This is a genomic window from Parabacteroides sp. AF18-52, assembly GCF_003479145.1.
Lineage (GTDB): Bacteria > Bacteroidota > Bacteroidia > Bacteroidales > Tannerellaceae > Parabacteroides > Parabacteroides faecis.
On the sequence record NZ_QUGR01000004.1, the window covers coordinates 336,618 to 357,994 of the forward strand.

The window sequence follows — 21,377 nt, forward strand, 5'->3', positions numbered from 1 at the left end:
ATTATTAATATACAAGTTAAACATTAAATTTTAGTGATCATGAGAACATTTAATCATGTAGGTATCCTTACCAACGAAAACCAAGAAGGTGCAATGTTCAACGAAGGTTTGAACGTGTGGCTAACCGATTACAGCAAGAGCCCTAACAAGATCGAATATCTGAAGTTTGACGATCCTGCTAAGAGCTGCCTGCCTGATCTGGTTAAAACGAATGGTCATATCGCTTATACGGTTCCTTCATTGGAGGAAGCGCTGAAAGATGCAAAAGTTATCTTTGGCCCAGCTGTATGCGACGAACATTTGACTATTGCTTTCATCGAAGAAGAAGGTATCGCTATCGAATTAATGGAAATTAAATAATTTATAAACCTAAACGAAACAAGGAGGAAAAACACCATGGCAGAAATTAAGACTAAATTTATAAATGATCCTGAACAAATAACTCCGGAATTACTGGAAGGTTATGTATTGGCTTATCCTGATCAGGTAAAACTGGCTGCAGAAAATATTGTTGTACGTGCAAATCCGAAAAGCGAAGACAAAGTAGCTATCGTTACATTAGGTGGTTCCGGTCACGAACCTGCATTGAGCGGTTTCGTTGGCGACGGTATGCTGGACTGCTCTGTTGTGGGCGACGTATTTGCTGCTCCGGGTGCACAGCGTCTGTTCCAGGCTTTGCAGTTGATGAAACGTGAAGCAGGTATCTTGTTGGTTGTATTGAACCATTCTGGTGACGTGATGAGTGCAAACATGGCTTGTCAGTTGGCTGAACGTGTTGGTATCAAAGTAAAACAGATCCTGACTCATGACGATATCAGTGCAGGTATCGGTGCTCCGACAGACGATCGTCGTGGTTTGGCCGGTTGCGTTCCTTTGTATAAAATCCTGGGCGCTGCTGCAGACGAAGGCAAATCTCTGGACGAACTGATCGAGATCGGTGAACGTTATAACGATAAGGTGGCAACCCTGGCTGTTGCTATGCGTTCTTGTACGCATCCGCAGAATAATGCTACAATCACTGACCTGCCTGCCGGTGTAATGGAAATCGGTATGGGACAGCATGGTGAAGGTGGTGGCGGTCAGAAACCGTTAGTGTCTGCCGACGCTACAGCTGCTGAAATGGTTGACCTGCTTTGCCAGCAACTGCAACCGAAAGCCGGTGACAAGATGATGCTTATCATCAACGGTGTTGGTGCAACTACTCACATGGAATTGAATATCATCTTCCGCAAAGCTTACAAAGAACTGGAAGCACGTGGTCTGGAAGTAGTATTCGGCCGTATCCAGGAAATCCTGACAGTTCAGGAACAAGCCGGTTTCCAGATGATCATGGGTATTTTGGATGCAGATCACATCGATTATTTGAAGAACAAGAGTGCAAACGCACCGTATTGGACAACTATTGGTAAATAAACAAATAACATGAAACAACTGACTATTGAGGCTTTCAAAGGTATGCTGAATAACGCCTTAACGCATATCAAAGCCCGCGAAGACGAATTCTCTAAACTGGATGCGGTAATCGGTGACGGCGATCACGGACAGGCTATCGTTACGGCTTTTTCTGTTGTCGTTAAAGGCTCGGAAAAAGGAACGGAATTCAAATCTATGCTGAATGATATGGGATTTGGTGTGATGCTGGAAACAAGCGGATCGACAAGTACCCTGTTAGGTGCATTCTTCCTTGGAATGAGCGACAGTGCTTCCGGAACCGAACTGGATGCCGAAGGTGTGAAGAAAATGTTTGCCGGTGGCCTTGCCAACGTGCAGAAACAGACGAAGGCACAACCGGGCGACAAAACGATGATGGACGCTTTGGTTCCTGCCGTAGAAGCTATGCAAGCTTGTGCGTCGGACGATATCAAAGAGATCCTGACAGCCGGTGCTAATGCAGCTCTGGAAGGTGCGAAGAAAACAGTAGATATGAAAGCGAACTTCGGACGTGCCCGTAATTACGGCGAACGTTCTATCGGTTATGCCGATAGCGGTGCTACATCATGGAGCTGTATGTTGGCCTCTTTTGCAGAAGCATTATAATTGAATAATTCACTTTTTTAATATAGAAAATAGAAAAATGGCAGATTTAGATGATTTGAGAGAAGGCAGTAACTTCGGTTTAGGTGTTAGCTCTCAACAACAAAGTTTCCATGTGAAGGGTGCTGAAAACCTTCCCTGGGGTATGAAAGATCGTTTATCCCGTATCTTTAACCCGAAGACAGGCAAAGCCGTAATGCTGGCATTCGACCATGGTTTCATTATGGGACCGACTTCAGGTTTGGAACGTATCGACCTGAATATCGTACCGCTGATTGAGTATGCCGACTGTATCATGTGTACACGCGGTATCCTTCAGTCTGCAATCCCGACTACAACAAACAAACCTATCTGTTTGCGTTCGGATGCAGGTACTTCTATCCTGACAGACTTGAACGACAACGTTCTGATCGATATAGAAGATGCTATCCGTATGAACGTTTCAGCTATGGCTGTTATGTTGGCTATCGGCGATGAAGCTCACGAAGCTAAAACGATCGCTAACCTGTTCAAGGCTGTAGATAAAGGTACCCGCTATGGTATTCCTGTAATGGGTGTGACTGCTGTTGGAAAACAGATGGCTCGCGACGCCCGTTATTTCGGTCTGGCTTCTCGTATCTGTGCTGAAAACGGTGCAAATATCGTGAAGACTTACTATTGCGAAGGTTTCGAAAAGGTGGTTGCTGCTTGTCCGGTTCCTGTAGTGATCGCAGGTGGTAAGAAATTACCTGAACTGGAAGCATTGGAACTGTGTTACAACGCTATCAACGACGGTGCTGCCGGTGTCGATATGGGACGTAACGTATTCCAGTCAGAAAATCCGATCGCTATGATCCAGGCTGTTCATGCAGTAGTGCATGAAGGATTGACTCCGCAGCAGGGATTTGAAATGTTCCAGGATTTGTCTAAATAATTGATAAGTATACTTCAAAGGGGCGGGGCGCTACTCTGCCCCTTGTTGTATCCAAACATAATTAATACATATATTGAATTGCCATGAAGAAAATATTCACATTATTATGCTCGGCTCTTTTCTTGTTTGCTGCCACTTCCTGCCAGCAAAAGGCCCAGAAATTATTGTTGGCAGGTTCCGGTTGGAATAAGATCGTTATCATCGACAAGAATACAAAACAAATAGAATGGGAACATCCTTTGCAAAAAGGTTGGGAATGTAACTCGGCTGTAGCTACTCCCGACGGTAACATCTTGTTCGCCTATGCAAAAGGAGCTAAACTGATCACTCGCGACCAGAAAGAAATATGGAACATCTCTGCCCCGGAAGGCTGCGAAATGCAGACGGCGCGTGTCCTGCCCGATGGCAACTACCTGTTGGCATGGTGCGGACACCCGGCAAAGGTTATGGAAGTAAGCCCGAAGGGTGATATACTTTCGGCAACAGAATACGAAACAGGTATCGATCATCCGCATGCCCAGTTCCGTCAGGTGAATAAGAACAAGGCTGGTAATTACCTGATGCCTCTGTTCGCCACTTCTGAAGTACGTGAGATATCTCCTGCCGGCGAACTGGTTAAAACGACTAAACTGGAAGGTACTCCGTATAGCACTGTATTGCTGAACAACGGCAACTACATGGTAGCCTGTGGTGACGGTCATTCTTTGATGGAAGTAAATCTGGACAAAGGCGAAGTGATCCGTAAAATAGGTGCTACCGATATCGACGGTGTTTCTCTGTTCTTTGTAGCCCAGTTGTTGCCGACATCTAACAACGGTCTGTATATCTGTAACTGGCAGGGACACGATCCGAGTGCAAAAGAATCGAACAATCCGCAGTTGATGGAGATCGACGGTAATAATAAAGTTATCTGGAGCCTGAATGATAATGATACATTCGGCATGATCTCTTCTGTTTGTCCGATCGACTAACAAGTTGACAAGTGACAGTTGACAGTTGGCAAGTATTGATAAGTAACAGTTTGTTTCATGAAAATGAACCTATTCGGCTGAAAGCCGGAATAACTGTCAACTGTCACTTGTCAACTGTCAACTATTTATATATCTTTGCCAAACGTTAAACCTAAAAACAAAATCAATATCATGAAATTGCAACCAATCGACATCTTTATCATCGGACTCTATCTGGTGGCGATGATAGTCATCGGACTGATCCTGAAGAAAAGAGCGTCGAAAAACATGGACTCCTATTTCTTAGGAGGTAAAACTCTACCTTTTTATATGTTAGGCTTGTCTAACGCATCCGGCCAGTTCGATATTTCCGGCACTATGTGGATGGTTACGCTAGCCTTTATTTATGGAATTAAAAGTGCCTGGGTACCCTGGTTGTGGCCGGTGTTCAACCAGATCTTTCTGATGGTTTATCTATCTGTCTGGCTGCGCCGTTCAAATGTGTTGACGGGGGCCGAATGGATCCAGACACGTTTCGGAAAGAACAAAGGTGCTAATTTGTCGCATACAATTGTCGTTATCTATGCCCTGATCGGTGTGCTGGGTTTCCTTAGCTACGGTTTTATCGGTGTAGGTAAGTTTATGGAAATATTCTTCCCCTGGGACTATGTTTCCCAGTTTGTCCCGTTCGATATTCCGGCTGAATACGTGCCGCATGCTTATGGTATCTTCTTTACTGCTATTGCCACTGTCTATGTGATGTTGGGCGGTATGTTGAGTATCGTGTGGACCGACGTGGTGCAGTTCGCCATTATGACTGTTGCTGGTGTAACGATTGCCGTTATCGCTATGATGAAGGTAAGTCCGGAAATGCTTGCCTCTATCGTGCCTGCCGGATGGGATAGCCTGATGCCCGGATGGACGCTCGATTTGAAGTGGACCGATATCTTCAGCGATGTGAATGAAAAGATCATGAACGACCAGTACGGCTTGTTCGGTATCTTCATTATGATGATGCTCTTTAAAGGAGTATTCAACAGTATGGCTGGTCCTGCGCCTAACTACGATATGCAGAAGATCCTTTCCTGCCGTAGTGGTAAAGAGGCAGCTTTAATGAGTGGCTCGGTTCCCGTAATCTTGCTGATCCCGCGTTATCTGATGATCATGGGCTTCACGATCCTTGCCCTGGCCTTTTTCAAAGACCTCGATCTGACAACGAAGACAGGTGCGATCGACTTTGAGCTGATCCTTCCGAATGCGATCAATGAGTTCGTTCCCGTAGGTGTATGCGGTTTGTTGTTGGCGGGATTGCTTGCTGCGTTTATGTCTACTTTCGCATCTACAGCCAATGCGGCTCCTGCTTATATTGTGAATGATATTTACAAGAAATATATCAATCCGAATGCCAGCAACAAGACGATGATCCGTGCCAGCTACATTGTGACGGTCGGCGTGGTGGTCGTTAGTATTGTGATTGGATTCTTTGTTGAGAGTGTGAACTCTGTACTGCAATGGATCACTTCTGCATTGTATGGCGGATATATCGCTGCAAACTTGTTGAAATGGCACTGGTGGCGTTTCAATGGCAATGGTTATTTCTGGGGAATGATCACGGGTATCCTGGCTGCTATGGTATGTCCGTTTATCTTTGACGGTTACACAATGGTGGACGGTCATTTTGTAGAAAGAGTGGGAGAATATGCTAATAATGCTCCGATGTTGCCGTTGTTCTATTTCCCTGTATTACTGGTCGTATCTTTGATCGGGTGTGTGGTCGGCACTTACTCCGCCCCTCCGGTAGAAGACGAAACGCTGGAACGTTTCTATATTACCATACGTCCGTGGGGATTCTGGAAACCGGTTCACGATAAGGTGGTTGCCAAATATCCGCAGGTGAAAGCTAACAAAAACTTCAAACGTGATATGTTCAATGTGGCTGTGGGGATTATCTGGCAGATGTGCCTGACCATTATTCCGATGTATATCGTGATCCGTGAAGGAATGCCGTTGTTGACCAGTGTCCTGATCCTTGCTATCACGACGCTTGTTCTGAAGAAGAACTGGTATGATAAGATGAGCAAAGATGAAGTGGAATATAATGAGCTGATGAAAGAATTAAAACTGGACGAAAAGAAGTAACTTTGTATTGTCAAATAAAACAAATCAAAAGAAATGGATAAACTGAAAATTATTGGCGAACCGTTGCCAGATATGCCTTGGGAAGACCGCCCGGCCGATTGTAAGGAAGTACTTTGGAGATATTCGAAGAATCCGGTGATACCGCGTGATATCATTCCGACATCTAACAGTGTATTCAACAGTGCGGTCGTTCCGTTCAAGGGAGGCTATGCCGGTATATTCCGTTGTGACGACACAAACCGCCGTATGCGTTTGCATGTAGGTTTCAGTGCCGATGCTATCCATTGGAATATCTCCGAAACAAAGCTGGAGTTCGAATGTGAAGACGAAGAGATCGGAAAGTTTGTTTATGCCTACGATCCGCGCGTGTGTTTCATCGAAGACCGTTATTATATTACCTGGTGTAACGGCTATCATGGTCCGACGATCGGCGTAGCTTATACGTTCGACTTCGAAACATTCCACCAGTTGGAGAATGCGTATCTGCCTTTCAACCGTAACGGCGTGATGTTCCCGCGTAAGATCAACGGTAACTTTGCTATGCTGAGCCGTCCGAGTGATAACGGACATACTCCGTTCGGAGATATCTTCTATAGCGAATCTCCTGATATGTGTTTCTGGGGAAAGCATCGTCATGTGATGGCTCCGGCTCCGTTTGAAGTGAGTGCATGGCAGTGCCTGAAGGTTGGTGCAGGTCCTATTCCTATCGAAACATCGGAAGGTTGGTTGCTGATCTATCACGGCGTATTGCAGTCTTGTAACGGCTATGTATATAGCTTCGGTGCAGCTTTGCTGGATCTGGATCAGCCCTGGAAGATTAAATATCGTACAGGTCCTTATCTGCTTTCTCCGCAGAAGGATTATGAATGTGTTGGGGATGTGCCTAATGTTACTTTCCCATGTGCTGCGTTGCATGATCCTGAATCGGACCGTATTGCGATCTATTATGGTTGTGCCGATACGGTAACGGGGCTTGCTTTTGGTCATATCAGTGAGATCATTGAATTTACAAAGAAGAATTCTATTGTATAAAGAAATCCTTTCGGGGATATTGAAATAGAATTTGTCTTTATATGAAACTTCTAAAATCAAAGTATATCCACTTTGATCTTAGAAGTTTTTTATCGGAGAGTTTCAAAAGTCTCAAAAATCTCTACCCAGTTTTTAAAAATCGGTATTTTAGAGGGTAAGGTTTTTGTCATTTGTCTGAATATCATTTTTGTTGTATGTGTTTTTGCTGTATCTTTTCTCATGGTTTATAATCACAAAAAGCCTTCCCTGAGGGTGTAATGCCTACCGATTTATTCTAAAGTAAAAACACCCTATTCCTTGCCAATTTATGGTCTTATTTTACAAAAAAGATTTATTATGGAATAAATATCAGTATGTATAGTTCGTTATCCAAATAGTTTCCGTTACTTTGCATCAGAAACAATAAGAGATTTATTTCGATCTTACTCTAACATGTATCTTTCCGGTTTTCAAACACCGGGTATTTCCATCTCTGATAAAGACCTTCCTAAAGTTTTATTGTTAAATTATTAATTTTTTATTTTTATATTTATGAACATGTATATTGGTAACCTTAGCTACAATGTTAAGGAATCAGATTTGAGAGATGTAATGGAAGAGTACGGAACAGTTGATTCTGTAAAACTTATTGTAGATCGCGACACAAGAAGATCAAAAGGTTTTGCTTTTGTAGAAATGCCTGAAAGTTCAGAAGCTATCAAAGCTATCAACGAACTGAACGGAGCAGAATATGAAGGCCGTGCAATGGTAGTAAAAGAAGCACTTCCTAAGAATTAATGAACTGACACATTATAATTAATACATCACTAAAATAAAAAAGGATATCCGGTAATGGATATCCTTTTTTATTTTAGTGATGCATACTTTATTTTCCTTCTCTCATTCTGACTTCAGACTATCTGCCGGATTGGCATTGAATATCCTCTAACTCTGGGAAGTGGCAGTGTCGAAATAGGATTCCTGCTTTTGTCAATCCCGATTATCGGAACAGGATAGTATATAAAACAAAAAACCTCAGAAATAAATTCCTGAGGTTTCTGTGGGCAGTGATGGATTCGAACCACCGAAGTCGAAAGACAGCTGAGTTACAGTCAGCCCCATTTGGCCACTCTGGTAACTGCCCCGCTAAAGTTGACAGTTGATAACTAATAATTGACAGATTAAAATCGGAGAGTGACATTAACTGTCAATTGTCAACTTTCCACTGTTAATTTTTTGAGCCTCTTGTCGGATTCGAACCAACGACCCCGAGATTACAAATCACGTGCTCTGGCCAACTGAGCTAAAGAGGCATTCAGTATTTCTGTTTTGCGAGTGCAAAGGTAGTGATTATTTCTAATCTCGCAATAGGGGAGTGCATTTTTCTACGCATTTTTTTTCATTGCCTATGTAAGATCGAATCTATCTTCCTGATTAATAATAAGAAAAGAATCTATATTTTTTTTAGAAAAATAGCAGATGTGAAAATTAATTCTTATTTTGCCAACTCATATAATCTCACTTAATCTAAAATCTATTATCATGAGCATTAACAGAAGACAATTTCTAAGAAGATCATTGGCTGGAAGCGCGGCTATCGTTGTAGGTAAAGACATGAATGCTGCTTCGACACCGGCTGTTGCCCCTTCTTTTTCTCCCATGGAGGATTTATCTCCCCCTGCAAAAGGAAAATCCGTTTTAGGATTACGTTGCAAACCATTGAGCACCGTTCGTGTCGGTGTTGTTGGCCTGGGTAGGGGAGCCGGAGCCGTAAAACGGTTGGCACAGATTGAAGGCGCGGAGATCGTTGCTATCTGTGATCTGGATCCGGAACGAGTTGCCAACAGCCAGAAAACCCTTAACAACAGCAAACGGAAAGAAGCCATTGCTTATACAGGCGAAGAAGACTGGAAGAAGATGTGCGAACGCGATGACATCGACCTGATCTATAATGCTACTCCCTGGGAATTACATGTACCGATTGCCCTTTACGCCATGGATCATGGAAAACATGTAGCTATCGAAGTCCCTGCCGCACTCACGGTAAAAGATTGCTGGGCGTTGGTCGATAAGGCAGAAGAAACTCAGCTTCATTGCATGATGCTGGAAAATTGCTGTTATGATTTCTTTGAACTGGCAACACTGAATATGGCACGCCAGGGATTACTGGGAGAGATTATCCACACCGAAGGCGCTTATATCCATGATCTGAGAAGTTCTAAATTTAAAGGTTATTATAAACACTGGCGCCTGGAATATAGCAAATACCATACAGGCAATCCGTATCCTACACATGGACTTGGCCCGGTAGCCCAAATACTGGGAATTAACCAGGGGGACCGTATGGATTATCTTTCGTCTGTTTCCACCAACCAGTTCGGCCTTGCACTTTGGGCAAAAGAAAACCTGACGGACGACGAACGTATCACCCTTTCAGAACGTTATGCAATGGGCGATATGAATACCACGATCATTCATACCGTGAACGGTAAATCCATTATGATTCAGCATGACACGACTTCTCCGCGCCCTTATTCCCGCATCCATCTGGTACAGGGAACCAAAGGTATGGCTGTCAAGTATCCTGAACAGAAGGTCGCTATCCAGCCTGATACACATTCATTCCTGCAAGAAGGTCCGCAAAAAGACGTGATGGCAGAATATGAACACCCGTTAAGCAAATATATCGGCGAACGGGCGAAGAAGGTAGGAGGACATGGGGGTATGGACTTTATCATGGACTGGCGCCTGATCTACTGTCTGCGTAACGGTTATCCGCTGGATCAGAGCGTATATGATGCGGCAGCCTGGTCGTGTATCGTCGAGTTGAGTGAGCGCTCCGTATTGAATAAGAGCTGTTCGGTCGCTGTTCCTGACTTTACACGTGGTGCCTGGCGTGATTATAAGCCATGGCCTGTTATTGACATGAAAGAGATATTACACGGATAAATTGTAAAAATAAAAAACTCCTGAAAGCCGATAGTCATTTCTGTCTGTCTGCACTTTCAGGAGTTCCTTCAGTAAGATAATTGCGTTGCTTACTTTATTTCTTTAAAAGAACTTCGTCGATTGCTTTCTTGAAGTCGGCCTTACTCATCGCACCTCTTGCCATTTGCGGTTGCTCGCCCATCGGGCAGAACAGGAGGGAAGGAATGCTCCGGATACCGAAAGCGGCAGCCAGTTCTTCTTCTTTTTCAGTATCTACTTTATATATATCAATTTGTCCGGTATATTCGTCTGCCAATTCTTCCAGGATAGGAGCGATCATCTTGCAAGGACCACACCAGGTTGCGAAGAAATCTACGATACAAGGCTTATCACCTTCATACATCCATTTATCGGGACTTGCTTCGTAGTTAGCTACTTTACTTAAAAAATCCTGTTTTGTTAATTCGTTAATTTTCATAATTATAACTCCTTGTTATTTAGTTACTATTCATATCTCTATTTACATAACAAAGTTACTACCTGTTATTCTTGTAATTATTGGCTGTTTTTCCTTAATAATTGACATTTTGTCCTTCTGTAGCGATATAACGCAGAAGGAAGCTATATAGGATATGTTGCAGAGTCATGTTCTTTTTAAAAGGTGAAATTCCTGAACCCCATGTTTTACAATTTCTCTGTTAAATAATGAAAACTCGTATCAACCCATTGATAGATTTGCTAGCTTTACGTTTCACAGGAAAGCTACACATTGTTTTTGGTAATTATCTTAGATAATTTGTTTTGTAATAACTGATTGATACCTTTCCTGATTGACGTTGATACAAGCATTGATAGGACAAAATATAATACTTATGGAAAAAAAATATGAAACAGGTATTTCTACTTGTTTGCTCTTGTGCCTTGCTGGGGTGTACATCTTCTGTAAAAAACAATACGGAAATCAATTCAGATACCTTTTTGCTTACCGGTCATATTGAGGGATATAAACCGGCGGCAGAACCTCTGATAGGAAAAATCTACTATGAAGAATTATTTACAGGTAAACCTCTGGTAAAAGTGACAGAAGTAGCTCCAGGAGGATATTTCCAGGCCTCGATTCCGCTCGGTCACTCACAGGAAATGAATTTGAATGTCGGTTCACGCTATTATACACTTTATGCATTGCCTAAGGGAAAGTTGCATCTCACCCTGAATCCGGACTACCCCGATAGTTGCGAATATAAAGGGGACGGTGCGGATATATCCAAAGAACTGAATTTTTATTATGGATTCAGGAGAACGCATTATTCCAATGACTTTTCAGGAATGCAATCCGATATGGAACGTCTTTCTCCCAACGATTTTAAAGTCAAGAGGGAAAAGGTCCTGGCGGAAAGGCTTCGCACGATCGACTCTTTGCAAACGGCCCGTAATCTTTCTCAGGATATAGCCGATTTGATTCGTTATCATGAACAGTTGTATAACGGACATATTCTATTATCCTTTGCTGATTTTCGCAGACACCTCGGTAGAGCAAAGCTGGATAATCAGATACTCCAACAGCCCACACCTCCGGATTATTATACGTTTTTACAGGATATGCCTTTTGAAAAGAAGGATGCTGTGTCGTTATCCCAATACAGGGACATGATAGGGAGTATCCGGTTTGCACCTCCGATCATGGATGCAGGAAACTCGGTTAAAGACACCATTATAACGGTTAAATACACTTTTCTCACTTACTTATTAGATAAAAATGCTCCTTTAACGGATGAAGAACGCAAGATAGCCGAAGGTCATCGTTACTTTATCGGTACACATAAGGCTAATCCGGCTTTCCTGAAAGCTTTCAACGAAAAACTGGACAGATCGGTTTATTCTCCTTTCGAAGAAAAATACAAAGCCTGGTGCGATTCCTTTAATGTAAAGTTACAGAAAGATGTGGACGCCGGTAATTCTGTATTGAGCGTTCATATAAGTTCTGTAGAAAACGATCTGGAATCACTGACAAAGCGCTGGGAGAAATGTAATAACACTTTTAAAAAGATGTATCCTCAAACTCCGTCGCTGGCATTCGATATATTTGCATTGCAATACTTTATCGGACAACTGAAAGGAATTGCTTCACCGGCCGATGCCGATACGCTGTATAATGAGCGTATTTCCTTTATTACCGATAATACGATAAAAGAGGTTATGAGAGAAAAGTACCAAAAACGGTTTTCTTCGTCAGACCCGCTTCAACAGACAAAAGGGGGCGAGATTGTCCGTCGTCTGATAGCTCCTCATAAAGGTAAATATGTATTACTTGATTTCTGGGGCACAACTTGCGGACCTTGCCGAGGGGATATTGATCAGTTTTCTGAATTAAGAAAGTCATATACGGGTAGTCCGGACTTTGCATATCTCTTTATCACATCCTCTCAGAATTCTCCGGAGAAGGATTACAGGAAATATATCGCCGAGCATCTGAAAGGGGAAGAGTCCTATTTTCTTTCCGATTACGAATATGCTTATTTGGAGGAATTATTCGCTATGAGTGGAATTCCCCGTTATGTATTGATTAATCCGGAAGGGGAGATCTTGGACGATGGATATGATATTTATCAATTAGAAAAGTTCCTGAATGAAAAAGGAATAAAGAAGGGAGCCTCTGTGTTTAAGACGTTCTTTTAATCACTTAGGCACGAATTACACGGATTCTACGAACATTAAATCGTAGAATCCGGTAACCCGTGCCTAACTATAATTACATATTAATATCGATATTAATACCTTTCGCCAACGGTATCCCAATCAACGATTTGCCATAAAGCGTTCAGATGATCGGGACGACGATTCTGGTAATCCAGGTAATAAGCATGTTCCCATACGTCGAATCCCAAAATCGGAGTCAGACCCTTGGCAACAGGGTTGCTACCGTTAGCTTCTTTGGTAATTGAAAGTTTGCCGTCTTTATCTTTTGCCAGCCATACCCATCCTGAACCGAACAAACCGGCTCCTGCTGCGTTGAATTCTTTCTTGAAGTCTTCAAATGAACCCCAGGTTGCTTTGATAGCATCTGCTAACTTGCCTTTAGGTTCGCCGCCGCCTTTCGGGGAGAACTGGGTGAAATACAAATTATGATTGAGTATCTGTCCGGCATTATTAAAGATAGCACCGTCAGATTCTGCTACGATCTTTTCCAGAGGAGCGTTTTCAAATTTGGTTCCCGGGATCAGGTTGTTCAGATTATTTACATAAGCCTGTAAATGTTTTCCGTGATGGAAATCAATTGTTGCTTTACTGATGACTGGTTCTAATGCTTCTGGAGCATAAGGCAATTTAATTAGTTCGAATTTCATAATTTCTTCTTTTTTATCTGTTATTTGACTACTACTATTACTATTACTATTATTAGTTACCAACAATAATAAACTAAGACATAATGTAAGCATAATTACTAAGTTTTATCTTGTTTCTACTATTCTAACATGGATGGTTTGATATTTGTTCAAAGAAATCGGAGCAAAATCGATAACTTTTATTGATTAAACGATAAGTAAAATTTATGACCTTTAACCGAAGGTTCTCTAACGCTTGATTATTATACATCTTTAAAATGGGCTGGAAATAAAATGAATAATAATATGTAAAAAGCTGTTTTTTTATCGTTAGCAGAGAGCAAAATCCCAAAGAAGTTTCTATTTTTGTGCCCTCATATTATTAATTAAGTAACACATATTTGTAGATGGTAAAGAAAGTTGGGAATTTAATTCCAAACACCTTTTTTATTACAAAGGGTAGTGGTGATTCAGACCTGGAAAAACATGCAGGTTCTTATCACATGGCTCTTTATGATGCTGGTATTTCAGACTTTAACATTATGACTTATTCGTCTGTAATCCCTGCAACAGCGCATCTTGCAACCATGGATGAAATTGATCTTCCTCCATTTGGCACTGAATTGAAAACCATTATGGCGGTTTCTCATGGTTATCAGGATGAGTTTGTATCTGCCGGTGTGGTTTACGCCTGGATGTACAAGGACGAAAACTTCGATGAGAAGGTTGGAGCCCTGGTATGTGAGGTTAGCGGCCGTTATCGTATCGAGGAGTTGGAGTCACGTCTGATCCGTGTAATCAACGACCTGCACCAGAAAACTTACGGTAAGTATTATCTGGGTGAACTGAACTTTATTACCGAAGGTATTACCATCGAAAAGAGATATGGTACAGCTTTGGCTGCTCTGTGTTTCGTGGATTTCTTAATGCCTGAGATCGAGGACTAAAGAAAGATAATATACCCGATAATTAGTATGGAAAACAGAGGTAAGGCACAGGTTCTTATCTCTGTTTTTTTGTCCTTACGGGAAAAAACGGCATAAGTTTGTTATATTTGTAAGCGACTTAGGTCATAAAATTCTTTTTATTTAAGAAACAATCCGTTTAAAGCTGTTGTTGTATGAAAAAGATTATTAATCCCTGGAAGGGGCTGGAGGGCTATATGTGTTTCGGGTGTGCACCCGGAAATCCGCAAGGACTGCACATGGAGTTTTACGAGGATGGCGATGACATCGTTGCTTTCTGGGAACCGGAAAGCCATTACCAGGGATGGTTGGAGACATTGCACGGGGGAATCCAGACGACAATGATGGATGAACTGGCCGGTTGGGTAGTATTGAGGAAATTACAGACGTCGGGCGTGACTTCACGGCTGGATGCCCGTTTCCTGAAAAGTATCTCGACACGCGAACCGCGCTTGATGATACGGGGGCGTATCAAAGAGCAGAAACGGAATGCCATATTTATAGAGACAGAGATATACAATTCGCAGAACGAACTTTGTTCACGCGCGGACATCGTGTATTTTGTTGTCACTAAAGAACAGGCAACGGAGAAGTTTCATTTTTGCGGTTGTAAAACCGAAGATGAAAAATAGAACACTGAACGAAAAGAATAAAGTAAACGATTAACAAATGAAGTACATTGGAGCTCATGTAAGTGCGTCGGGTGGGGTTGAGAATGCTCCGCTGAACGCCAATGCTATCGGGGCGAAAGCTTTTGCCCTCTTTACCCGAAACCAACGTCAATGGAAATCTTCTCCGTTGACGAAGAAAAGTATCTCCTTATTTAAAGAACGTTGTGAGGAATTCGGCTACGAAGCCAAACATATTTTACCTCACGACAGTTATCTGATCAATCTGGGACATCCGGACCCGGACGGTCTGCAAAAGTCACGCGATGCCTTTCTGGATGAAATGCAGCGTTGCGAACAACTGGGACTGGACCGGCTGAACTTTCATCCGGGAAGCCATCTGAATGAAATTTCGGTAGACGATTGCCTGGCACGTATTGCCGAATCGATCAATCGGACACTGGAGCAGACTGTGGGAGTATGTGCCGTTATAGAGAATACGGCCGGACAGGGTACAAACCTGGGATACACTTTCGAGCAAATCGCGGCTATCATCAACCGGGTGGACGACAAATCCCGTGTAGGTGTTTGTATCGATACCGCCCATACGCTGGCTGCCGGTTATGATATCAAAACGGAACAGGGCTTTACGGAGACATTCCGCCATTTCGATGAAGTGATCGGTTTTTCATACCTACGTGGAATGCATATCAACGATTCCAAGAAAGACCTGGCAACCCGTGTAGACAGGCATGACAGTATCGGGAAAGGCGTGATGGGAATGACGACTTTTCAGATGTTGATGAAGGATACCCGTTTTGACGATATACCTCTGATATTGGAGACGCCGGACGAATCGATCTGGGCGGAGGAGATCAGCTATCTGTACACTTTATAAGTAGATAATGAACCGGGAGAAGGGGCACTTGAGCAAGTCTCCTCTTTTTCCATATATTAATAAGTCCCTTTGATGAAAGGGCAGACTAAATAAAATACACGTATGTTTATATTAATGCCAATTATTTTTGTTCTGGGCATCCTGGGCATTGCGCTTGAAGATAAGATTAAGATCAACAAAGCGGCAATAGCTCTTTTTATGGCCATTTCCTTATGGATGATATTGATGTTCGATGCTTACAACATTTTTGTCGAACGTTCTAACCCTTTGTTTGAAGAGTTTCTGGTACAGAACCCTGAAATGACTGATCTACCGGCTAAAGACCAGTTCATTAACTTTATAACCAACCGTTCCATCGTTTACCATCTGGGAAACGTAGCCGAGACATTATTCTTTGTAATGTGTTCCATGCTGATCGTCGATATTGTCGATAAACATGGTGGTTTCAGGGCCGTTACGGGATATATCCGGACTTCCAACAAGAGAAAATTATTGTGGTACATCAGTTTTGCCGCTTTCTTTTTCTCTGCCTTACTGGATAACCTGGCGGCAGCGATCGTAATCATGGCGGTGCTTCGTAAATTGGTTCCCGACAGGACCGACCGCTTGAAGTATGCCTGTATGGTGATCATTGCGGCGAATGCCGGTGGTTCGTGGTCGCCGATCGGTGATGTGACGACGATCCTGCTTTGGGTAGGAAAGAATGTGACGGCTATGCATCAGATCTCCCATGTATTTATTCCTGCACTGATCAATATGCTGGTTCCGCTGACGATAGCCCACTTCTGGCTGTTCAAGAAAGATGCCCGGTTGCGTGTCATGAGTGAGGAAGAGGCAGCCGACGAGTTTATACCGGAGATACCGAATCATTCCCGCCGGGTGATATTTGTGATCGGTGTCCTTTCGTTGGCATTGGTTCCTGTATTTCAGATGTTGACAAACCTGCCGCCGTTCCTGGGCGTATTGCTCGGGTTGGTTGTTCTCTGGATATATACCGACATTATGTACAGCCGTTTGCATGTCCATGAATCGGAAAAGTTGCGTATCACACAGTTGTTGCCTAATATCGACCTGGCAACGATCTTTTTCTTCCTGGGTATCCTGATGGCTGTAGGTGCACTGGAAACATCGGGACAGTTGGGAATCATGTCTGCCTATCTCGACCAGCATGTACATGAACCTTATCTGATCAGTTTCGTGATCGGAGTTTTATCTTCTTGTGTGGATAACGTGGCTTTGGTGGCTGCCACGATGGGAATGTACCCGGTCGTACAGCAGGCTCCCGATCTGGCTCCTTATGCCCAGTTCTTTGTTTCCGACGGCGGATTCTGGACGTTCCTTGCTTATTGTGCCGTGACAGGCGGTAGCATCCTGATTATCGGTTCGGCAACAGGTGTAACGGTGATGGGATTGGAGAAGATTGATTTCATGTACTATACAAAGCGATTTTCTATATTGGCATTGATTGGCTATATTTGCGGTGCGGCAGTATATATGCTATTATTCGCTTAAACTTATTTATATGAAAAGAAAATGGATTATCGCAGCAGCCTGTGCCGTTTTGCTTTCCGGGATGGAGGCAATGGCTTGTACGGGTTTGTTGGTTGGAAAGAAAGCATCGGTCGACGGATCGGTCATGATCAGTTATGCAGCAGACTCGCATACTTTGTATGGCGAGTTGTATCGTTGGCCGGCAGCGACCTGGCCAAAAGGGGCGATGCTGGAAGTCAGGGAATGGGATACGAATAAACCGCTGGGGCAGATCCCGCAGGTGGAACAGACTTATTCGGTAGTCGGCAATATGAACGAACATCAGGTGGCTATCACGGAAAGTACATTCGGCGGCCGTCCCGAGTTGGTGGATACGACAGGTATTATGGATTATGGAAGTCTGATCTATATCGCATTGCAACGTTCCAAATCGGCTCGCGAAGCGATCAAGGTTATGACCGACCTGGTGAAGGAACACGGCTATTACAGCAGCGGCGAGACATTCTCCATCGCTGACAAGAACGAAGCGTGGGTAATGGAACTGATCGGAAAAGGTCCGGGTAACAAAGGGGCAGTCTGGGTAGCGATTCGTATTCCGGATGATTGCATCTCTGCACATGCCAATCAGTCACGTATCCAGCAGATTCCTTTCGATGATAAAGAAAACTGTATATATTCGCCCGATGTAGTCTCTTTCGCTCGTGAAAAAGGTTATTTCAGCGGAAAAGATAAGGATTTCAGTTTCCAGAAGGTATATTGTCCTTACGACTTCAGTGGTTTGAGAGGTTGTGAAGCTCGCGTATGGTCTTTCTTCCGTAAGTATGATACTACGATGGATAAATATGCGGATCTTATCAAAGGCGATCCTTCTAAAGAACCGATGCCATTGTATATAAAACCGAATCGTCTGTTGTCCGTTCAGGATGTTCAGAACGGTATGCGCGATCATTTTGAAGGGACAGACCTGGATATGACGAAAGATGCCGGAGCAGGTTCTTATAAAGTGCCCTACCGCTGGCGTCCGATGACATTTAAAGTGGATGGTGAAGAATATACGAACGAACGTGCAATAGCTACGCAGCAGACCGGTTTTGTGATCGTTCCGCAGATGCGTAACTGGTTGCCGGATGCTATCGGCGGTATCCTTTGGTTTGGTGTGGATGATGCAGACATGGCTGTATTTACTCCGTTATATTGCTCCATCACCGAGTCTCCCGAATGTTACCGGGTGGGGAACGGCGATATCATGAATTTTTCTTGGACTTCCGCTTTCTGGATCCATAACTGGGTGGCTAACCAGGCATACGGTAAATACAGCTTTATGATCCGGGATATCCGTCCGGTTCAGCAGGAGTTGGAAAACAGCTATAAGGAAGCCATTCCGGCTATTGACAAGGCTGCATCCGAGTTGTATGCAAAGAATCCGGCAGAAGCTGTCAGGTTCCTGACCTGGTTCAGTACGACAACGGCCGATCAGGCAACTGCCCGCTGGAAGAAACTCGGTGAGTATCTTTTAGTAAAATATATGGACGGAAACGTTAAGAAAGAAGAAAACGGCCAGTTCAAACAAAATGGTTACGGATTGTCTGAATATCCGGACTTCCCAGGCTATGATGAAGATTATTATCGTAGTATTGTGAAGAGTGCAGGCGACAGACTTAAAGTAAAATGATTATATTTGTTGCAATGTTGAACTAAATTAATTGAGAGTATGAAAAAATTAATTGTTATGTGTATGCTGGCGATTATCAGCATGAGTGCATTTGCACAGACTCAGCAAGGACAATCGTCTTTTGGTTTTAATATTGGTTATGGGTTTAATGATAACGGTAATGCGCTGCTAGGGCTCGATTATCGTTATAATTTGACTGACGAAGTTCGTCTGGCTCCTTCATTGACTTATTTTGTGAAGGATAATGGTTTGAGTGCCTGGGCTATCGATATGAATGTCCATTATGTATTCAAACTGAGCGATATGTTCGGGTTCTATCCGTTGGCTGGTCTTGACCTTTCTTTCTGGAAGGCTAGTGTAAGTGGCGATTGGAATGGAAATCATGTGAAAGCAAGTGCAAATACTACCCGCTTCGGAGCTAATATCGGTTTAGGTGGTGAAGTTTATGCAACAGATCAGTTAACTGTCGGTTTGGAATTCAAATACAATATCATTAAAGATTTCGATCAGCCTATTTTAGGTGTTCGTGTCGGATATAATTTCTGATAAACAGATAACTTTATAAATAGAAAGGCCTCCCGGTGGAAGATTATTTCATCCGGGAGGCCTTTTTCGTTGCTGCTTCTTTGTTTTACAAAACATAGGTCTTTTGAATTCAAAACTCCTATCTTTTGATTACAAAGCATATATGTTTCGAAGTCAAAAGACCTATGTTTCTTTTATATGCATTATTTTGTTCGCTTCTTGTTTATTGTTATTTTTGCAATCCTTTTGGGAATAGGGAATCAGGTGAAAGTCCTGGACAGACCCGCTGCTGTAAGCTTCAAGAACGGTTAAGCATACATGCCACTGACTTTGATCGATAAAGTTGGGAAGGCGCTTAAAACCGGAAGCAAGTCAGAAAACCTACTCCAAAATGTAGTTTAAGGCTTTCGAGGATTAGAGCTGAAGAACAATAGAATAGGTAGGACTTTTCTGCTTATTTTTATTATTTCTTCCCTTCTTGTGTTTTTACCTTAAGCTACTTAATGTGTTTATATAAATGATTCTAGTAATAACATTAAGTAAAACAATCATGAAGAAAAATTTGATTTATTTTTCCCTTTTTGTGTTTGCAGGCCTTGTTGCCTCATGTAGTGATGATGATGAAAAATATACTCCAATTCCTCCTGTTGTATCTATCGAGAATACAAGTGGAACGCTTTCTGTAGCCCAGGAAGATACACTTTATTTTAAAGCTAATATCGAAAGTCCGATTGAAAGTTCTTTCCAATGGTCAGTAAACGGCAAAGAAGCTTCTACTGATTCTATCTTGAAGTTTACTTCCGAAGAAATGGGTAAGTTTGAAATTGCCCTGACTGCTAAAAATGCGGATGGGGAACATTCGGCAACAACATCTGTAGAGGTGTATGGAAAATATAAATATGGTACGTTTGTGCTGAATGAAGGAAGCGGTAGCAATGGTACATTAATATTTATCAGTCCGAAGGGGGGGATAACTGATAGTATTTATTATAAGGCAAATGGTTCTTTCTTGGGAGGAGTTTCACCGGATTTGTTTATCGCTAACAATAAGATGTATATAGTTTCCCAAAATGGGGGTGGGGATGGCTTTTTAGTTATCGCTAATGCTGAAACCTTGAAGAAAGAGGTTGGTTATCAAGATGAGTTAAAAACAACTCTATCATGGCCTACTCATATTGCAGTATTGGGAGAAAATGATATATACCTTCGTGATAATAATGGAGTTTCTTTGTTTAATCCGTCTAGTAAAACTGTAACATTTATAAAAGGAACTAAAAATGCTCAGAAAAATAGAATGGCCGTAGCTGATAATAAAGTTTTTGCTTCGACAAATTCGAAAACGATTGTAACAATAGAAACAGGAAAAGATACTATTTCTCATACGATAGAATTTGATGATGCTATTTCCGGACTGATCAAAGCATCTGATGGTAATTTGTGGGTATCAAGTGGAAAAAAGATCATGAAGATTAATACAAAAGATTATTCTGTTATGCAAGAAAATGAAGTAGAGCCTTTCTCTAGTAGCAGTAATATGGCTACTCCTGCTATTAGTGCTAAAGGTGATACCTTGTATTTTAGTGGAGGAACAACAAAAATCTATCGTCATGTTTTCAGTAAAAATCAAACAGATTTTATGGTGGATGCAAGGACAATGGTTGAAAATGCCGGAATAGTGTATAATTATTTAGGAGTAAATCCCATGACCGGAGAAGTTTTATTGAATACAATTAAAGGTTATGGAAAAGATTATCTGATTAATAACATCAGTGTATTTGATTTTAGTAGCAATGAACCTAAACTGGCTGCTAATTATGAGAATTACACCCGCTTCCCGGCCGGTATTTTCTTTACCTATAATTTTGAATAATACGATTATTTCTCTATATGTATAAACAGATGAAATATGCTGGGAATATA

19 protein-coding genes, 2 tRNA genes and 1 riboswitch are annotated in these 21,377 nt (G+C 42.4%); of the genes, 17 read left to right on the forward strand and 4 right to left on the reverse strand.

Annotated elements, in window-relative coordinates; translation table 11 throughout:
- The first annotated feature begins 39 nt into the window (after positions 1-39).
- From DWX23_RS09925 to DWX23_RS09960, 8 genes are all read left to right on the forward strand, one after another.
- Complete coding sequence (locus DWX23_RS09925; RefSeq protein ID WP_122352520.1) at positions 40-360, forward strand: hypothetical protein; 321 nt, start codon at positions 40-42, stop codon at positions 358-360.
- Between the two features lie 36 nt (positions 361-396).
- Entirely contained in the window at positions 397-1,413 is a 1,017-nt protein-coding gene (locus DWX23_RS09930) for a dihydroxyacetone kinase subunit DhaK (RefSeq protein ID WP_122374364.1), read from the forward strand.
- 9 nt (positions 1,414-1,422) lie between these two features.
- Complete coding sequence (locus DWX23_RS09935) at positions 1,423-2,037, forward strand: DAK2 domain-containing protein (protein ID WP_122374365.1); 615 nt, start codon at positions 1,423-1,425, stop codon at positions 2,035-2,037.
- A gap of 37 nt (positions 2,038-2,074) precedes the next feature.
- A complete protein-coding gene (lsrF, locus tag DWX23_RS09940; RefSeq protein WP_122352523.1) occupies positions 2,075-2,947 on the forward strand; it encodes a 3-hydroxy-5-phosphonooxypentane-2,4-dione thiolase in 873 nt (290 codons plus the stop codon).
- An 83-nt stretch (positions 2,948-3,030) separates the two neighbouring features.
- Positions 3,031-3,918: a hypothetical protein gene (locus DWX23_RS09945; protein ID WP_122374366.1), complete on the forward strand. Its 888-nt coding sequence runs from the start codon at positions 3,031-3,033 to the stop codon at positions 3,916-3,918.
- A 171-nt stretch (positions 3,919-4,089) separates the two neighbouring features.
- On the forward strand, positions 4,090-6,036 hold the full coding sequence (locus tag DWX23_RS09950) for a sodium:solute symporter family protein (RefSeq protein WP_122374367.1): 1,947 nt from the start codon (positions 4,090-4,092) through the stop codon (positions 6,034-6,036).
- Positions 6,037-6,069: 33 nt separating this feature from the next.
- Entirely contained in the window at positions 6,070-7,068 is a 999-nt protein-coding gene (locus tag DWX23_RS09955) for a glycoside hydrolase family 130 protein (protein WP_122374368.1), read from the forward strand.
- Between the two features lie 531 nt (positions 7,069-7,599).
- Positions 7,600-7,845, forward strand: a complete 246-nt coding sequence (locus DWX23_RS09960) for an RNA-binding protein (protein ID WP_122352527.1) — start codon at positions 7,600-7,602, stop codon at positions 7,843-7,845.
- 263 nt (positions 7,846-8,108) lie between these two features.
- Here DWX23_RS09960 and DWX23_RS09965 read toward each other — a convergent pair.
- Together DWX23_RS09965 and DWX23_RS09970 are read right to left on the reverse strand one after the other, a co-directional pair.
- A tRNA-Tyr gene (locus DWX23_RS09965) sits at positions 8,109-8,191 on the reverse strand.
- 95 nt (positions 8,192-8,286) lie between these two features.
- Positions 8,287-8,360 (reverse strand) — tRNA-Thr (locus tag DWX23_RS09970).
- 229 nt (positions 8,361-8,589) lie between these two features.
- Between DWX23_RS09970 and DWX23_RS09975 the strand changes: the two genes are divergently transcribed.
- Positions 8,590-9,996, forward strand: a complete 1,407-nt coding sequence (locus tag DWX23_RS09975; protein ID WP_122352528.1) for a Gfo/Idh/MocA family protein — start codon at positions 8,590-8,592, stop codon at positions 9,994-9,996.
- A 94-nt stretch (positions 9,997-10,090) separates the two neighbouring features.
- Here the strand turns inward: DWX23_RS09975 and trxA are convergent, their stop codons facing one another.
- Positions 10,091-10,453 carry a thioredoxin gene (trxA, locus tag DWX23_RS09980; protein ID WP_122374369.1) on the reverse strand — a complete coding sequence of 121 codons (363 nt, stop codon included), beginning with the start codon at positions 10,451-10,453 and terminating at the stop codon, positions 10,091-10,093.
- 407 nt (positions 10,454-10,860) lie between these two features.
- Here trxA and DWX23_RS09985 point away from each other — a divergent pair, with 407 nt between their 5' ends.
- Positions 10,861-12,651 (forward strand): TlpA disulfide reductase family protein, encoded by a 1,791-nt coding sequence (locus DWX23_RS09985; RefSeq protein WP_122374370.1) that lies wholly within the window; start codon positions 10,861-10,863, stop codon positions 12,649-12,651.
- Between the two features lie 92 nt (positions 12,652-12,743).
- Here DWX23_RS09985 and DWX23_RS09990 read toward each other — a convergent pair whose 3' ends face one another.
- Positions 12,744-13,412 carry a superoxide dismutase gene (locus DWX23_RS09990; RefSeq protein ID WP_122374371.1) on the reverse strand — a complete coding sequence of 223 codons (669 nt, stop codon included), beginning with the start codon at positions 13,410-13,412 and terminating at the stop codon, positions 12,744-12,746.
- A gap of 293 nt (positions 13,413-13,705) precedes the next feature.
- Here DWX23_RS09990 and DWX23_RS09995 point away from each other — a divergent pair, with 293 nt between their 5' ends.
- The 7 genes from DWX23_RS09995 to DWX23_RS10025 all read left to right on the forward strand — a co-directional run bounded on the left by DWX23_RS09995 (position 13,706) and on the right by DWX23_RS10025 (position 21,327).
- On the forward strand, positions 13,706-14,245 hold the full coding sequence (locus DWX23_RS09995) for a pyruvoyl-dependent arginine decarboxylase (RefSeq protein WP_122352532.1): 540 nt from the start codon (positions 13,706-13,708) through the stop codon (positions 14,243-14,245).
- A 173-nt stretch (positions 14,246-14,418) separates the two neighbouring features.
- On the forward strand, positions 14,419-14,895 hold the full coding sequence (locus DWX23_RS10000) for a PaaI family thioesterase (RefSeq protein ID WP_122374372.1): 477 nt from the start codon (positions 14,419-14,421) through the stop codon (positions 14,893-14,895).
- A 37-nt stretch (positions 14,896-14,932) separates the two neighbouring features.
- Positions 14,933-15,769: a deoxyribonuclease IV gene (gene nfo, locus DWX23_RS10005; RefSeq protein WP_122374373.1), complete on the forward strand. Its 837-nt coding sequence runs from the start codon at positions 14,933-14,935 to the stop codon at positions 15,767-15,769.
- A 102-nt stretch (positions 15,770-15,871) separates the two neighbouring features.
- Positions 15,872-17,281, forward strand: a complete 1,410-nt coding sequence (gene nhaD / locus DWX23_RS10010; protein WP_122374374.1) for a sodium:proton antiporter NhaD — start codon at positions 15,872-15,874, stop codon at positions 17,279-17,281.
- A gap of 10 nt (positions 17,282-17,291) precedes the next feature.
- On the forward strand, positions 17,292-18,932 hold the full coding sequence (locus tag DWX23_RS10015; protein WP_122374425.1) for a dipeptidase: 1,641 nt from the start codon (positions 17,292-17,294) through the stop codon (positions 18,930-18,932).
- Between the two features lie 39 nt (positions 18,933-18,971).
- Positions 18,972-19,478 carry an outer membrane beta-barrel protein gene (locus DWX23_RS10020; protein ID WP_122352536.1) on the forward strand — a complete coding sequence of 169 codons (507 nt, stop codon included), beginning with the start codon at positions 18,972-18,974 and terminating at the stop codon, positions 19,476-19,478.
- A gap of 200 nt (positions 19,479-19,678) precedes the next feature.
- A riboswitch (cobalamin riboswitch) is annotated at positions 19,679-19,861 on the forward strand.
- A gap of 146 nt (positions 19,862-20,007) precedes the next feature.
- Positions 20,008-21,327, forward strand: a complete 1,320-nt coding sequence (locus tag DWX23_RS10025; RefSeq protein ID WP_122374375.1) for a DUF5074 domain-containing protein — start codon at positions 20,008-20,010, stop codon at positions 21,325-21,327.
- Positions 21,328-21,377 lie beyond the last annotated feature (50 nt).

What these genes read in the sequence shown, in the direction of transcription:
- DWX23_RS09925 (WP_122352520.1), top strand. Translation starts at nt 40, where the DNA reads ATGAGAACATTTAATCATGTAGGTATCCTTACCAACGAAAACCAAGAA.
- DWX23_RS09930 (WP_122374364.1), top strand. Translation starts at nt 397, where the DNA reads ATGGCAGAAATTAAGACTAAATTTATAAATGATCCTGAACAAATAACT.
- DWX23_RS09935 (WP_122374365.1), top strand. Translation starts at nt 1,423, where the DNA reads ATGAAACAACTGACTATTGAGGCTTTCAAAGGTATGCTGAATAACGCC.
- lsrF (WP_122352523.1), top strand. Translation starts at nt 2,075, where the DNA reads ATGGCAGATTTAGATGATTTGAGAGAAGGCAGTAACTTCGGTTTAGGT.
- DWX23_RS09945 (WP_122374366.1), top strand. Translation starts at nt 3,031, where the DNA reads ATGAAGAAAATATTCACATTATTATGCTCGGCTCTTTTCTTGTTTGCT.
- DWX23_RS09950 (WP_122374367.1), top strand. Translation starts at nt 4,090, where the DNA reads ATGAAATTGCAACCAATCGACATCTTTATCATCGGACTCTATCTGGTG.
- DWX23_RS09955 (WP_122374368.1), top strand. Translation starts at nt 6,070, where the DNA reads ATGGATAAACTGAAAATTATTGGCGAACCGTTGCCAGATATGCCTTGG.
- DWX23_RS09960 (WP_122352527.1), top strand. Translation starts at nt 7,600, where the DNA reads ATGAACATGTATATTGGTAACCTTAGCTACAATGTTAAGGAATCAGAT.
- DWX23_RS09975 (WP_122352528.1), top strand. Translation starts at nt 8,590, where the DNA reads ATGAGCATTAACAGAAGACAATTTCTAAGAAGATCATTGGCTGGAAGC.
- trxA (WP_122374369.1), bottom strand. Translation starts at nt 10,453, where the DNA reads ATGAAAATTAACGAATTAACAAAACAGGATTTTTTAAGTAAAGTAGCT.
- DWX23_RS09985 (WP_122374370.1), top strand. Translation starts at nt 10,861, where the DNA reads ATGAAACAGGTATTTCTACTTGTTTGCTCTTGTGCCTTGCTGGGGTGT.
- DWX23_RS09990 (WP_122374371.1), bottom strand. Translation starts at nt 13,412, where the DNA reads ATGCTTACATTATGTCTTAGTTTATTATTGTTGGTAACTAATAATAGT.
- DWX23_RS09995 (WP_122352532.1), top strand. Translation starts at nt 13,706, where the DNA reads ATGGTAAAGAAAGTTGGGAATTTAATTCCAAACACCTTTTTTATTACA.
- DWX23_RS10000 (WP_122374372.1), top strand. Translation starts at nt 14,419, where the DNA reads ATGAAAAAGATTATTAATCCCTGGAAGGGGCTGGAGGGCTATATGTGT.
- nfo (WP_122374373.1), top strand. Translation starts at nt 14,933, where the DNA reads ATGAAGTACATTGGAGCTCATGTAAGTGCGTCGGGTGGGGTTGAGAAT.
- nhaD (WP_122374374.1), top strand. Translation starts at nt 15,872, where the DNA reads ATGTTTATATTAATGCCAATTATTTTTGTTCTGGGCATCCTGGGCATT.
- DWX23_RS10015 (WP_122374425.1), top strand. Translation starts at nt 17,292, where the DNA reads ATGAAAAGAAAATGGATTATCGCAGCAGCCTGTGCCGTTTTGCTTTCC.
- DWX23_RS10020 (WP_122352536.1), top strand. Translation starts at nt 18,972, where the DNA reads ATGAAAAAATTAATTGTTATGTGTATGCTGGCGATTATCAGCATGAGT.
- DWX23_RS10025 (WP_122374375.1), top strand. Translation starts at nt 20,008, where the DNA reads ATGAAGAAAAATTTGATTTATTTTTCCCTTTTTGTGTTTGCAGGCCTT.